The sequence below is a fragment of the Oerskovia jenensis genome, from assembly GCF_016907235.1.
GTDB lineage: Bacteria > Actinomycetota > Actinomycetes > Actinomycetales > Cellulomonadaceae > Oerskovia > Oerskovia jenensis.
In genome coordinates this window covers 2,638,565-2,651,371 of record NZ_JAFBBO010000001.1, presented here as the reverse complement: position 1 = coordinate 2,651,371, position 12,807 = coordinate 2,638,565, and the positions used below count along the sequence as shown (strand labels likewise).

Here is a 12,807-nt window from a genome sequence, read left to right as displayed (position 1 = left end):
GCCCCCGGGAAAGCCTACGCCGCGCCGCAGGCCCTCACGCGAGGTGGCCCGGGCACCCCGGGCCGCTCACCGCCCCGGGCGCACCAGCCCCGCCTCGTACGCGAGGATCACGAGCTGGACGCGGTTCGTGAGCCCCACCTTGGTCAGCAGCGAGCGGACGTGGCTCTTGACGGTCGCCTCCGAGAGGAACAGCTCGTCCCCGACCTCCTTGTTCGACAGCCCACGGGCGACGGCCAGCAGGACCTCGATCTCGCGCGGGGTCGCGGCCTCGAGGCCCGTCCCCGCGCGTACCGCGCTCTGCGCGCCCGCGACTGCGTGCCGGTCCGAGAGCTCGACCCAGCGCTCGATGATCCGGCGCGTGACCCCCGGGTCGAGCAGGCCGTCCCCCGCGCGGACCCGGTGGACCGCGGTCACGAGGGACTCGGGGTCGGCGTCCTTGAGCAAGAACCCGGCGGCCCCCGCGCGCAGGGCCCCGTAGACGTACTCGTCGTCGTCGAACGTGGTCAGGACGAGCGTGCGCACGCCCGCGAGGTCGGGATCCTCGGCGATCCGAGCGGCGGCGTCGATCCCGTTGAGGTGCGGCATGCGCACGTCCATGAGGACGACGTCGGGCATGAGGGCGCGAGCCATCTGGACCCCCTGGGCGCCGTCGGCCGCCTCGCCCACGACCGTGATGTCGGGCTCGTTGTCGAGGATCATGCGCAGGCCGAGACGGATGGTCGCCTGGTCGTCGACCACGACCACCCGCACGGGCTCGTCGAACGCCCGGCTCTCGGCGACGAGGGGCCCACGAACGGTCGCGGGCGGGCTCCCGGGCGGCGGCGGGGGCGGGACGGGGACGTGGGTCATGTCGCCTCTCGGGGCAGGACGGCCTGGACGCGCCAGCCGCCGTTCTGGTCGGGACCGGCGGACAGCGTGCCGCCGCAGGACTGGGCTCGTTCGCGCATGTTCAGCAGCCCGTTGCCGCCGTGCAGGTCGGGGTTGTCGGGCAGGGGCGGCCCGGGGTCGCGCACGGCGACGCGCACGTAGCCGGCGGTCGAGACGATCTCGAGGCTCGCGCGGGGCGCGATCGAGTGCAGCAGGACGTTGGTCAGGCCCTCCTGGGCGATGCGCACGACGGCGAGGCTCACCTCGGCGGACAGGTCTCCCAGGTCGTCGGGCAGGTCGAGCTCGACGACCCGGCCCGCGTCGGCGAGGCGCGCGGCCGCGGCACGGACGTCGACGAGCGCGGGGGCGGGCGCGAGCTCGAGCGCGTCCCCCGCCTCCCGGCGCAGCACGTGCACGACCGAGCGCATCGAGGTCAGCGCCTTCTTGCCCTCCTCGGCGATCCACGTGACGGCCTCGGCCGGGGCGTGGGGCTGGTTGGGCGCGACACGGTCCGCGGCCTGCGCCCGGACGACGATCGCGGCCATGTGGTGCGCGACGACGTCGTGCAGCTCGCGGGCGATGCGCGTGCGCTCGGCGAGCACGGCCTGCTCTGCGAGGCGGCCCTGCAGGGCCGTGAGCTCCTGGTTGCGCTCGCGCAGGGCCTCGCCCGTCACCGCGATGCGCCGGACCATCCACCCGAGCGAGACGGCCGCGAGCGCCAGGGCGACCGTGGTGAGGATCTCCGACGGGCTGCCCGACGCGTAGATCGCCGAGTACCCGGGCCAGGGCGGCATCCAGAGGTTGAGCGCCCAGCCCGAGAGCGTGACCGCGATCGTCGCGAGCGGCAGCGGCACGGCCCCGTGCCGGGTCGCGCCGAAGGCCGCGACCAGGAGCGGCACGAGGTGGAACTGGTTGCCCCCCGCGCCGTCCTGGCACAGGGGGTAGAAGGTCACGGTGCCCCAGAAGGCCCACCCGGGCGCGACCCGCCGCAGGGCGAGCGTCAGGACGAGCCAGGCCCCCGTCCACCAGTACGGCTCGATGAAGTGCGGCCGCCAGTAGTCGCCCCGGTACATGGAGCCGACGAACCCGAACCAGACCGCACCGACCGCGAGGGCGACGAGGAGGTCCTGCGCCCACACGGGCGCGCGGTGGAGGGGCGGCACGCCCCCACCGTAGCGAGTCGGCTGCGGGCACGGCACCGCCCTGGGGCTGGTGCCCGACGACGGCGCGTCCGCCCCAGGAGGGAGCCCGGCGGGGCGCGGGGCACCCTACGGCGAGGCCCGGTACCGCCCTGGGAGCGATGCCCCGCGTCCGTGGGCCGGGCGATGCTCGGGGCATGTCCCGCACCGTGCCTGCCCCGCCCCCGGTCCATCACTGTCGGCCGTCCCTCGCGGACCGCGTGTACGCGGCGGTCATCGGGGCCGGGATCCTGGCGAGCGCGGTGTCGGCGTACGAGCTCGTGGCGCGCGACGCCCCGCTGTCGACGTCGAGCATGTCGGTGCTGTCGGTCCCGTCGGGGCCGGCAGCGTGTCCGGCGGGTGCCCCGGGCAGCGGGTGAGCGAGTACCCGAGGGCCGCTAGTCGCCGCCCGTGCCTGCGCGCGGCACGGGCACGTCCGTGACCTCGGGGGCCGCGAGCATCTCCGGGAAGCTGCGCACGAGCAGCCACGCCGGCAGGATCGCGAGGCACAGCACGGGCAGGACCCCGACGTCCCCCACGACCGCGACCGCGACGAACAACGCGATCCATCCGTCGCGCCCGACGGCCAGGACCACGCCCAGGACGCCGCTCGCGACCGAGAGCCCGAGCGGCGCGCCGGGGAAGGCCGCGTTGACGGCGACCCCGGCCGCGACCCCGATGAACACCGCGGGGAAGATCCGCCCGCCCCGGAAGCCCGCCGCGGCCGCGATCACGAGCGCCACGAGCTTGACCGCGAAGATGAGGACCAGGTTCCACGTCGAGAAGTCGGCGCGCTGCTGGACGAGCTCGAACGACTGCTGGGAGCCCTTGAAGAGCGTGAGCGGTCCGCCGATCGCGCCGAGGATCCCCAGGAGCACGCCGCCGAGCGTCACGTACAGGACCGGGTTCCCCATGCCGTGGAAGAACCGGTGCAGGTGCCTGAACGCGAGCACGCCCAGCAGGGCCGCGCCTGCGGCGAGCGTCGCGACCGCGAGCGAGATGCCGACGTCGCCGAGGTCCGGCACCCCGAGGTCGGGCAGGTCCATCGAACCGAACGGGCGCCCGATCGCGTCCATGGTCATGGCCCCCGCACCGGCCGAGACGAGCGGCAGGAACAACCGGTCGAACAGCGGCCCACCCCGGGGGAAGCCCGCGACGACGCCCGTGAACACGAGCGCGGCCGCGACGGGGGTCCCGAACAGCGCACCGATCGTCGCTGCCGCGGCCAGCATCACGACGAGGTCCGTGGGGACCTGGCGCCACAGCCGCGCGACCAGCGCGACGAGCAGCGCGGTGTTGATCGCGATGATCGGGTTCTCGGGTCCCAGGCTCACTCCCCCGGCGAGCCCCAGGACCGTGACGACCGCGAGGCTCGGCAGCACGTGGAGCGGCAGCGGGGGCGCGATGAGCTCGGTCGTCGCGGAGTCGCGGCCTCCGTGGCCCGGCACGAGCCACACGACGAGCCCCACGAGCAGTCCCGCGCCGGTCAGCATCCCGAAGATCCACCAGCGGGAGTCCGGGTCCACCCCCAGCGATCCCGGCAGGTCCGTCCACAGGAGGTCCTCGGCCGCCGCCGACAACCAGTCGAGCGCGTAGAGCACGAGCGCCGACACGATCCCGACCAGCACCGCGGGCACGCACAGCCTCAGCAGCGTGCGCAGCGCCGGGGCGTCCGGCGGGAGCGGGTTGGGCGGCGCCGGGCGGGAGGTCGCGTCGTCGTCCCTCGCAGCCATGCGCCCAGCGTGGCACGCGGGCCGCCCGCGCGCGCCCCGGGGCCCGCGCCCCCTGCCCGACGGCGCCGCAACAGCCCCAGGGCTGACCCCACCCCGCGAGGACCGCACCCTGGGGCGAGGGCGAGTGCCGCCGTCGGGCGGATGTCCCGTGCCGGGGGGCCTGGGAAGGTCGACGCGTGCCCCTCCGCGACGATGCCCGAACCACGCGCGGGCGCCGCCCCGCCTGGGCCGCGCCCTGGCCCGACGCCACCACCCGCGCGGGTCGTGCGGTCCGCCACGACCTGCGTCGAGCACGAGGTGTCACGTACGGGGTCGTGCTCACGCTGCTGGTGACGGCCGCCGCCGAGGCCGAGGTGTGGCCGCTCACCGCGTACCGGCTCTTCAGCACGGTACGGACCGGCACGACCGTGACCCTCGAGCTCGTGGCCGAGACCGACGACGGTGACGTCCTCGTCCACCCGACCGACCCTGCCGAGCCCCTCGCCACGACGACCCGCCAGTACCCGGACCTCGCCGCGGCCCCACCCGAGCGTCGCCGTGAGATGGTGTCCGCCTGGTTGGACCTGGCGGGGATCGACCCCGCAGAGGTGCGCACCGTCCGGCTCGAACGCACGGTGCGCACTTTGCCCGACAGCGCGAGCGGCTGGGTCGAGCGGTCGCGCGAGACGGTCCTGGAGGTCGTGCCGTGAGCGGGCCGGCCGGGTCGTCGCTGTGCCGGGCGGTTCACGTCCTCGACCGCGCCCTCGTGGCCCCCGGTCCCGCCTACCGGCTGCTCGAGGTGCGCACGCTCCTCGCGCTCGTGATCGGGCTGCGCCTGGCCACGCGCGACTGGACCGTGGTCGCCGACCGGCCCGCCGCGCTCACCGACCACGGGTCCGTCCTGGGCTGGCTGCTCCTGGCCCCGCCCGCCTGGCTGCTCGTCGTGGTGCAGTGCGCCGGGCTGCTGGGCGTGACGCTCGTCGTGGCACGCCGCTCCGGACGCGCGGGGTTCGTGCTCGCCTGGTGCGCGTACACCGCTCTCGCCGCCCTGTGGGGCAGCTCGGGAAAGGTCCTGCACCCCGACGTCCTGACGGTCACGGTCGGGTTCGTCCTGCTGTTCGCGGGCGACCCGCCACGAGCGCTGCCCACCACGGAGCGGAGCACGCGCTGGGGCTGGCCGCCACGCGCCGCGCTCGCGGCGCTCGCCACGGTGTACTTCCTCACCGGGGCGCAGAAGCTGCGGCACAGCGGCACCGGGTGGGTCCTCAGCGACAACATGTCGTGGGTCCTGCGCCAGGGCGCGGGCGGGTCCCCGTTCGGGGAGGCATGGGTCCACGCCGTCGCCGACCAGCCGTGGCTCACGCAGGCGCTCGCGGGCGGGGCGCTCGTGCTCGTGCTGACGGCTCCGGTGTGGCTCGCGGTCCGGGTCACGCGCGTCCCGTTCGTGCTCGCGGTCGCCGCGATGCACGGCAGCATCTGGGCGTTCCTCGGGCTGGACTACTCGGCGTGGGTCCTGACGGCCGCGGCCGTCGCGGTGCCGATGGCGCTGCGGCCCGGGCGGCGGGTGCCGGGGCGGTGGTCGTCGGGGCCGGGGCGCGAGGACGGTGCGCGCCCCGCTGCGGGCCCCGTCGTCGAGATGCGGCGACGTGGGGTCACGGTCCGTCCATGACCCCACGTCGCCGCAGCTCGCGTCGCGCTCAGGCGGTGCGGCGCAGCCGGGCGCCCAGCGCGTAGGCCCCGACGACGGTCGCCGCGGCGACCAGCACGACGTCCTTGAGGACGTACTGCCCGAGCAGCGTCATGCCCGAGGCGAACAGCTCGTCGAAGAACAGCACCGTCGGCGCGAGGATCCCGACGAACGCACCGGCCAGGACCACGAGCCCCGCCCGCAGCCAGTACCCGGTGACGAGCGTGATCCCGATGAAGCACTCGACGACCGCGGTCGCGACCACGGCGACCGTGCCGTGGACGAGCCCCAGGGTCAGGGTGTCGATCGTGCGCTCGGCGACGACCTCGGCCGGGCTCGCTCCGGGGAAGAACTTCAGGATCCCGAACCCGAGGAAGACCAGGCCGAGCGCGACCCGCAGCGCGGGGACGGACCAGCGGGTCAGGAAGCGTGCGAGGGCGTCGACGGCGTCGCTCACGTGGGTCGAGACGGAGCCTCGGCGGGAGACCGCCGGACCGTTGACGGAGAGGGTGGACATGGACGTGCCTTTCGGGAGGTGGTGGGTTGTCGGCGCCTCGTCGTCGGGCGCACATCCAGAAGGAGCCCTCCCGGGCGACGGGTGATGCGGGTCACACCCCGTTTCACCCACCCTTCCGCCCCGGGCAGCACGAAGGCCCCGACGGCGAGCCGTCGGGGCCTTCGTCTCCCGCACCGCTGCGGGTCCCCGGCGCGCACCCCGGTCCCTCAACCGGGTCCACCACCCGGCGCGCCGGTGGGTCCTCGGGCGAAGCCCCTACTTGCCGAACATCTGCGCGAAGGACGGCACGCCGTCGAACATGCCCGTCGTGGTGCGCGGGTCGCGGGCCGCGACCGTGCCCGCGAGCTCCTTGGCCGCCTTGCGGATGCGGGCCGGGAGCGGGCCGGCGTCGTGCGTGCTGTCGCCCTCGGCGGCCCAGTCGTCCGTGGCCGCGAAGACCGACGTCGTCGCGACGTCCGCGTGCAGGTACGTGAACAGCGGGCGCATCGAGTACTCGACGGCCAGCGAGTGGCGGGACGTGCCGCCCGTGGCGCCCAGCAGCACGGGCATGCCCTGGAGCGAGTCCTTGTCGAGGATGTCGACGAAGGACTTGAAGAGGCCCGAGTAGGTGGTCGTGAACAACGGCGTGACCAGGACGAGCGCGTCGGCGCCCGTGACCTTCTCGATCACCTCGGCGAGGTCGCCGCTCGCGAAGCCCGTGAGCATCGCGTCGGTGATGGCGTGGGCGACGTCGCGCAGCTCGACGGTCGTGACCTCGGCGTCCACGCCCAGGTCGCCGAGCTCGGCCGCGGTCGCGGCGGAGAGACGGTCGGCGAGGAGGCGGGTCGAGGACGGCTGGCCGAGGCCGGCGGAGATCGCGACGATCTGGCGAGCGGTCATGAGGTGGTGCTCCTGGTTCGTGAGGGTTCTTCGAGTGTGCCGCACGGGACGTGCGGCGGGTGGTGCGTGGTGCGTGGTGCTGCTCGTGGCCCGACGGTGCTGAGGAGCCGGGCCGCCCCTGGCCACAAGGGCGGCCCGGCCCGCCCGGGTGACCCCGGGCGGACGCTCGGTCAGAGACCGAACGCGGAGCCCTTGCGGGTGGTGCCCGCAGCGCCCTCGGCGGCCTCGGCGGCGAGGATGTCGTCCTCGGCGGTCTTGCCCGTCCAGTGGTCCGCGGCCGCGACGACCTGCTCCGCGATCTTGCCCTCGGCGCGGGCCTTGGCGACGCGCTGGGCGTGGCTCGGCGGGTCGCTCGGGACGTGGGCGGGGCGCTTGGCCTCCATCTCCTTGCGGAGCACGGGGACGACCTCGCCGGCCAGCAGGTCGATCTGCTCGAGGACCGTCTTGAGCGGCAGGCCCGCGTGGTCCATGAGGAAGAGCTGGCGCTGGTAGTCGCCGACGTGCTCACGCATGGCGCCGTAGCGGTCGATGACCTCCTGCGGGCTGCCCACGGTCAACGGGGTCTGCGCGCTGAAGTCCTCGAGCGAGGGGCCGTGCCCGTAGACGGGCGCGTTGTCGAAGTAGGGCCGGAACTCGCGCACCGCGTCCTGGGAGTTCTTGCGCATGAAGACCTGGCCGCCGAGCCCGACGATCGCCTGGTCCGCCTGGCCGTGGCCGTAGTGCTCGAAGCGCTGACGGTAGTACTGGACCATCTGCTGGGTGTGGCTGATGGGCCAGAAGATGTTGTTGTGGAAGAAGCCGTCACCGTAGTAGGCGGCCTGCTCGGCGATCTCCGGGGTGCGGATCGAGCCGTGCCACACGAAGGGCGCGACGCCGTCGAGCGGGCGCGGCGTGGCCGTGAAGCCCTGGAGCGGCGTGCGGTACTTGCCCTGCCAGTCCACGACCTCCTCCTCCCAGAGGCGGCGCAGCAGCGCGTAGTTCTCGATCGCGAGGTTGACGCCCTCGCGGATGTCCTTGCCGAACCACGGGTAGACGGGACCGGTGTTGCCGCGGCCCATCATGAGGTCCATGCGGCCGTCCGAGATGACCTGGAGCATCGCGTAGTCCTCGGCGATCTTCACCGGGTCGTTCGTGGTGATGAGCGTCGTGGAGGTCGACAGGATGATGTTCTTCGTCTGCCCGGCGAGGTAGCCGAGCATCGTCGTCGGGGACGACGGGACGAACGGGGGGTTGTGGTGCTCACCCGTGGCGAACACGTCGAGGCCTGCCTCGTCCGCGTGCTTCGCGATGGTGAGCATGGACCGCACGCGCTCGGTGTCGTTGGGCGTGCGACCGGTGACGGGGTCGGTGGTGACGTCGCCGACGGTGAAGATGCCGAACTGCATGGGGGTTGCTCCCTCGTCCTTCAAGTTGATGCATTTGCATGTACTTGGAGGAGAACCGGGAGGGTCCCGGGGTTATTCCCCGTGCCACGGGGTGGCGTGGGTCACGCACGCCCGGCCCGACGGCGGAGCGCGCCCCGGACGCCCGGGTGCGCTCCGCCGTCGGGCCAGGGGGGACGGCTACGGGCGCAGCGCGAACGTGTGCATGCCGTCCTCGTCCTCGGGATCGGGCTCGGCCGCGTGCTCCCAGCCCAGCGCCGAGAAGAACGCGAACGCGGCCAGGTTCTCCCGGTCGACGAACGCGACCCAACCGTCGGGGGCCTCCCGCTCGACGTGAGCCACGACCTGGTCGAGGGCCGTGCGCCCCAGGCCCGTCCCCCGGCGTGCCGGGTCGACGGCGATGTCGGTGACGGCGTGCGCCGCGTTCTCCCCGTTCGCCCACACGATCCCGACCACCGCGACGGGCACACCGTCGGCGAGGACGACCAGCTCCTCGCCCGTCTCGTCGGCCAGGACGTACGCGAGCCACTCGTCGTCGAGCGGGCCGAGCTCCTCGTCGAGCACCGGGTCCTCGTACCAGACCTGCAGCCACGAGTAGTCGTCGGCCGCGAACGCGCGGACCGAGAGCGCGGCCACCTCGCCACCGATGGCGCTGGTGGACGCGTCGGTGCTGGTGAGCCTGTCGGTGCTGGTGGACGCGTCGGTGCTGGTGGAACCGTCGGTACTGATGGACGAGGGGCGCGCGAGGTGGGAAGGCATGGCCGACATCCTGGCGAACGGCGCCGGCGCCGTCGAGGACATCTCACTCACTGCGGACGCGGCGCGTACATGATCACGGCGACGCCCACGAGGCACAGCAGCGCGCCGAGCACGTCCCAGCGGTCCGGACGGAAACCGTCGACGGCCATGCCCCACACGAGCGAGCCCGCGACGAACACTCCCCCGTACGCCGCCAGGATCCGGCCGAAGCTCGCGTCGGGCTGGAGCGTCGCGAAGAAGCCGTACAGCCCGAGCGCCACGACCCCCGCCCCGATCCAGACCCACCCCTTGTGCTCGCGGATCCCCTGCCAGACCAGCCACGCGCCACCGATCTCGAAGAGGGCGGCGGCGCCGAAGAGCAGCATCGATCGCAGGACGGTCATGGTGGTCTCCTCGGTCGTGCGGGGTGCGGGGTGCGGGGTGCGGCGTGCGGCGTGCGGGCGCCTGGGCCCGCGCGGGCCCGGCCACGGCGCGTGCCGACGGGGGTGTAGGTGCGGGCACGGGCGCAGGTGCCGGGACCGGCACCGCGCCCATCCTCTCGCGCACAGCCCCCTCACAGGCCGGCAGGCAAGACTGGCACGAGCCGCAGCACCGAAGGATCGGAGACCCGATGCCCCACCCCGACACCGAGCCGGTCGCCCACCGGGGCGACGGGACGACGCCCGGCGTGACCGTCCGGCGCGCGCGCTTCGTCGACGTGCCCGGCGTCGCGCGCCTGCTCACTGCCGACCACCCCGTGGTCGACCTCGACGGCGACGGCGCCCCCGACGCCCCGGTCGACCCCGAGCACCTCTCCTCCGCGACCCGCCTGGTCCTGAGCCACGGGATCCTGGAGCAGGGCGAGATCTGGGTCGCCGAGGACTCCGACGGGCTGCGCGCCACGACCGTGTGGCTCCCGCCCGAGGTGCCGGCCTTCGAGGACGAGCTGCGCGGGGTCCTGGTGCGCGAGGTGGGCGTCGACCCGCTCGACGAGCCCGACGACGAGGAACCGGTACGCGTCGCGACCCGCCAGGCCCTGGACGTGGCGCAGTCCGTGATCGCCGACGCGCTCGACGCCGTCCGCCCGCGACTGATCCTGGTCGCGGCGGCCGTCGCCCCCGACGTCGAGGGCCCCGACCGCGCCGACACGTTGCGCCTCCTCGTGGACGCGCCCGCGAGCGCCCCGCGCACCCCGGGCGGCCTCCCGGTGCCCCCGGCGGAGGGCCCGCTGCTGACCGCGGTCGTCGACCCGGCGCGCGTCGAGGGCATGCGGGCGGTCGGGTTCGTCGAGCACGCCGTCGTGGACCTCGTGCCGCACGGGCGGCTGTGGATCGGCGTGCGGGCCTGAGCGGCAGCGCGCGAGAACGGGGTTCCGTGCGCCCGAGAACGGGGCTGAGGTCGCCATTCCCTCGATGACGGCCCCAACCCCGTTCTCGGCACCCGGAGGGTCCCGGAGGGCTGGGCTCGGCTAGGCGACCGCCGCGACCGCGAGCGTCCCGGCGACCACGGCCAGGGGCGCGAGGACGAGTCCCTGGCGCACGAGCGGCCACCAGCCGACCTCGCGGAACCCCATCCAGTGCCGCGAGCACTGGACCCACCACAGCACGGTCGCGACCGACGCCCACGGCGTGATCAGCGGACCGGCGTTCACACCGACGAGCAGCGCCGCGAGGCGCGCGGGGTCGGCCGCGGCGGCGGGTTCGAGCGCGAGGTAGGCCGGCAGGTTGTTCACGACGTTGGCCGCGAGGGCGCCGACCCCCGCGACCTGGAGCAGGTCGCCCGTCCCGGTCCCGGTGCCCGCGAACCGCGCGAGCAGGTCCCCGAGCCCGTGGACCTGCCACGCCTCGACGGTCACGAAGAGCGCGGCGAGGACCAGGACGGTCCGCCACGGCACGAGCTCCCCGACGGGCGCCACGAGGTCGCGGCGCCGCACGAGCGTCACCACCAGCAGCACCACGGCCCCCGCCGTCGCGACGGCGGGCACGGGCAGCCCGACGGCGAAGCACACCCCGAGCGCGACCGTCACCAGTGCGGCGAGCGGCAGGAGCACGTGGTCGCGCTCGGCGACCAGCGGGAGCGCGTCGAACGTCCCGCGCAGGTCCCGGTGGTGAGCCGCGAACAGGTAGGCGACCGTCACCGCGACCACCACGAGCGCCGGCAGCCACATGGTCGCGGCGTACGGGACGCCCGGCTGGAGCCCCGCGAGCCGGTGGGCCGCGAGCAGGTTCGTCAGGTTGGAGACGGGCAGCAGCAGCGAGGCCGTGTTCGCGAGCGCGAGCACTGTGAGCGCGAAGGGCAGCGGCCTGGACCCCGTGCGACGCGCGATCGTCAGGACCACGGGCGTGACCAGGACGGCCGTGGTGTCGAGCGACAGGACGACCGTGCACGCGCTCGCGAGGAGCACCACGAGCCCCCACAGGCGCAGGCGGCCGCCCCGGGCGAGACGCAACGCCCAGGAGGCTGCGGCGTCGAACAGGCCGGCGGCCGCGCACATCTCCGCGACCACGGTGATCGCGACGAGGAACAGCAGGATGGGACCGACGCGCGCCGCGAGCTCTCCCGCACGATCGAGCGGCAACCACCCGACCGCGACCACGAGGACGCCCACGACGACCGCCGCCGCCCACAGCGGCACCCGTACCCGTCGACCTGCCACGCTGCTCTCCCTGCTCGTCCCCGCCCCCGGGAGCGCGCCGCCCGACCCGTCGCCAGGTCGGCGTCGCTCCCTGCGCTCGTACGCCCTGGGCGTCGCGGGCTTTCGCGCCGCGCCCGCAGCGGGCAGAGTCGAGGGTATGACGGACGGGACGCGGTTGCTGGTGCTGGGCGGGACGGAGTTCGTGGGACGCGCGGTCGTCGACGACGCGCTGGGTCGCGGCTGGGACGTCACGACGTTCCACCGGGGCACGCGCGAGGCGCCGCACGGGGTGCGGGTCCGGCACGGTGACCGCACCGCCGTCGGGGGCCTGGACGCCCTCGCGGACGGCGAGTGGGACGTCGCGGTCGACACGTGGTCGGGGGCCCCGAGCGTGGTCCGCGACGCCACCCGCCTGCTCGACGACCGCGTGGGCCGGTACGTGTACGTGTCGAGCCGGTCGGTCTACACCTACCCGGCCGAGGCCGGGGCGGACGAGGACGCCCCCCTCGTCGAGGCGTCCCCCGACGACGGCGCCGACGTCGACTACGCACGCGCCAAGCGCGGCGGCGAGCTGGCCGTCGAGGAGTCGTTCGGGCACCGTGCGATCCTCGCCCGGGCGGGGCTGATCCTGGGGCCGCGGGAGAACGTGGGGCGTCTGCCCTGGTGGTTGCAGCGGATCGCCCGCGGCGGGCCCGTGCTCGCCCCCGGTCCCGGCGCGCTGCCGCTGCAGTACGTCGACGCGCGCGACCTCGCCGCGTTCGTGCTCGACGCGACCGAGCAGGGGCTCGGTGGACCGTACAACGTCGTGAGCCCCAGCGGGCACGCGACCATGGCCGAGCTGCTCGAGGCGTGCGTGGCCGCGACGGGCTCGGACGCCGAGCTGCGCTGGACATCGCCCGAGGCCATCGAGGCCGCGGGCATCGCACCCTGGACCGAGCTGCCCGTCTGGCTCCCCCCGGGCGAGCTGCACGACACCCTGCACCGCGGCGACGTGTCGCGCGCACTCGCGGCGGGACTGCGCAACCGGCCTGTCGAGGAGACGGTCGCGGACACGTGGGCGTGGCTGGGAACCCTGCCCGACGACGGCGCTCCCCAGCGTGCGGACCGCCCCGGGGTGGGGCTCGACCCGGACAAGGAGGCGCGGGCGCTCGCGGGCTGACGCCCCGCGCCGGGACGAGCACGGACCCGTCGACAGGACGTGGCCGGGGCTTC

14 protein-coding genes are annotated in these 12,807 nt (G+C 74.7%); 5 read left to right on the top strand and 9 right to left on the bottom strand.

Annotation, left to right across the window (positions count from 1 at the left end):
- Positions 1-66: 66 nt before the first annotated feature.
- Together JOD49_RS11945 and JOD49_RS20770 are read right to left on the bottom strand one after the other, a co-directional pair.
- Complete coding sequence (locus JOD49_RS11945; RefSeq protein WP_205307385.1) at positions 67-849, bottom strand: response regulator; 783 nt, start codon at positions 847-849, stop codon at positions 67-69.
- On the bottom strand, positions 846-2,030 hold the full coding sequence (locus JOD49_RS20770; protein WP_205307384.1) for a sensor histidine kinase: 1,185 nt from the start codon (positions 2,028-2,030) through the stop codon (positions 846-848). The genes JOD49_RS11945 and JOD49_RS20770 overlap by 4 nt, the downstream gene beginning before the upstream one ends.
- Before the next feature lie 173 nt (positions 2,031-2,203).
- Here JOD49_RS20770 and JOD49_RS11935 point away from each other — a divergent pair, with 173 nt between their 5' ends.
- Complete coding sequence (locus tag JOD49_RS11935) at positions 2,204-2,425, top strand: hypothetical protein (protein ID WP_205307383.1); 222 nt, start codon at positions 2,204-2,206, stop codon at positions 2,423-2,425.
- A gap of 18 nt (positions 2,426-2,443) precedes the next feature.
- Here the strand turns inward: JOD49_RS11935 and JOD49_RS11930 are convergent, their stop codons facing one another.
- Positions 2,444-3,778, bottom strand: a complete 1,335-nt coding sequence (locus JOD49_RS11930) for an ion channel protein (protein WP_205307382.1) — start codon at positions 3,776-3,778, stop codon at positions 2,444-2,446.
- 176 nt (positions 3,779-3,954) lie between these two features.
- Here JOD49_RS11930 and JOD49_RS11925 point away from each other — a divergent pair, with 176 nt between their 5' ends.
- Positions 3,955-4,467 carry a hypothetical protein gene (locus JOD49_RS11925; protein ID WP_205307381.1) on the top strand — a complete coding sequence of 171 codons (513 nt, stop codon included), beginning with the start codon at positions 3,955-3,957 and terminating at the stop codon, positions 4,465-4,467.
- On the top strand, positions 4,464-5,426 hold the full coding sequence (locus JOD49_RS11920) for a hypothetical protein (protein ID WP_205307380.1): 963 nt from the start codon (positions 4,464-4,466) through the stop codon (positions 5,424-5,426). The genes JOD49_RS11925 and JOD49_RS11920 overlap by 4 nt, the downstream gene beginning before the upstream one ends.
- A 28-nt stretch (positions 5,427-5,454) precedes the next feature.
- Here the strand turns inward: JOD49_RS11920 and JOD49_RS11915 are convergent, their stop codons facing one another.
- The 5 genes from JOD49_RS11915 to JOD49_RS11895 form a co-directional block, all read right to left on the bottom strand.
- The gene (locus tag JOD49_RS11915; protein WP_205307379.1) at positions 5,455-5,961 is read right to left on the bottom strand and encodes a DoxX family membrane protein; all 507 of its coding nucleotides are present in this window, start codon (positions 5,959-5,961) and stop codon (positions 5,455-5,457) included.
- Between the two features lie 255 nt (positions 5,962-6,216).
- Complete coding sequence (locus JOD49_RS11910) at positions 6,217-6,840, bottom strand: FMN reductase (RefSeq protein ID WP_205307378.1); 624 nt, start codon at positions 6,838-6,840, stop codon at positions 6,217-6,219.
- 170 nt (positions 6,841-7,010) lie between these two features.
- A complete protein-coding gene (locus JOD49_RS11905; RefSeq protein ID WP_205307377.1) occupies positions 7,011-8,225 on the bottom strand; it encodes an LLM class flavin-dependent oxidoreductase in 1,215 nt (404 codons plus the stop codon).
- A 177-nt stretch (positions 8,226-8,402) separates the two neighbouring features.
- Positions 8,403-8,981 (bottom strand): GNAT family N-acetyltransferase, encoded by a 579-nt coding sequence (locus JOD49_RS20545; RefSeq protein WP_205307376.1) that lies wholly within the window; start codon positions 8,979-8,981, stop codon positions 8,403-8,405.
- Positions 8,982-9,028: 47 nt separating this feature from the next.
- Positions 9,029-9,364, bottom strand: coding sequence for a YnfA family protein (locus JOD49_RS11895; RefSeq protein ID WP_205307375.1), 336 nt, complete (start codon positions 9,362-9,364; stop codon positions 9,029-9,031).
- Between the two features lie 227 nt (positions 9,365-9,591).
- On the opposite strand from JOD49_RS11895, the gene JOD49_RS11890 reads away from it, so the two are divergent.
- On the top strand, positions 9,592-10,308 hold the full coding sequence (locus JOD49_RS11890) for a hypothetical protein (protein ID WP_205307374.1): 717 nt from the start codon (positions 9,592-9,594) through the stop codon (positions 10,306-10,308).
- Between the two features lie 120 nt (positions 10,309-10,428).
- On the opposite strand, the gene JOD49_RS11885 is transcribed toward JOD49_RS11890, so the two are convergent.
- Entirely contained in the window at positions 10,429-11,616 is a 1,188-nt protein-coding gene (locus JOD49_RS11885; RefSeq protein WP_205307373.1) for an SLC13 family permease, read from the bottom strand.
- Between the two features lie 136 nt (positions 11,617-11,752).
- On the opposite strand from JOD49_RS11885, the gene JOD49_RS11880 reads away from it, so the two are divergent.
- Positions 11,753-12,754, top strand: a complete 1,002-nt coding sequence (locus JOD49_RS11880) for an NAD-dependent epimerase/dehydratase family protein (RefSeq protein WP_205307372.1) — start codon at positions 11,753-11,755, stop codon at positions 12,752-12,754.
- Positions 12,755-12,807: the final 53 nt, after the last annotated feature.

Coding starts and splice junctions, on each gene's coding strand:
- JOD49_RS11945 (WP_205307385.1), bottom strand. CDS start 849: ATGACCCACGTCCCCGTCCCGCCCCCGCCGCCGCCCGGGAGCCCGCCC.
- JOD49_RS11935 (WP_205307383.1), top strand. CDS start 2,204: ATGTCCCGCACCGTGCCTGCCCCGCCCCCGGTCCATCACTGTCGGCCG.
- JOD49_RS11930 (WP_205307382.1), bottom strand. CDS start 3,778: ATGGCTGCGAGGGACGACGACGCGACCTCCCGCCCGGCGCCGCCCAAC.
- JOD49_RS11915 (WP_205307379.1), bottom strand. CDS start 5,961: ATGTCCACCCTCTCCGTCAACGGTCCGGCGGTCTCCCGCCGAGGCTCC.
- JOD49_RS11910 (WP_205307378.1), bottom strand. CDS start 6,840: ATGACCGCTCGCCAGATCGTCGCGATCTCCGCCGGCCTCGGCCAGCCG.
- JOD49_RS11905 (WP_205307377.1), bottom strand. CDS start 8,225: ATGCAGTTCGGCATCTTCACCGTCGGCGACGTCACCACCGACCCCGTC.
- JOD49_RS20545 (WP_205307376.1), bottom strand. CDS start 8,981: ATGCCTTCCCACCTCGCGCGCCCCTCGTCCATCAGTACCGACGGTTCC.
- JOD49_RS11895 (WP_205307375.1), bottom strand. CDS start 9,364: ATGACCGTCCTGCGATCGATGCTGCTCTTCGGCGCCGCCGCCCTCTTC.
- JOD49_RS11890 (WP_205307374.1), top strand. CDS start 9,592: ATGCCCCACCCCGACACCGAGCCGGTCGCCCACCGGGGCGACGGGACG.
- JOD49_RS11880 (WP_205307372.1), top strand. CDS start 11,753: ATGACGGACGGGACGCGGTTGCTGGTGCTGGGCGGGACGGAGTTCGTG.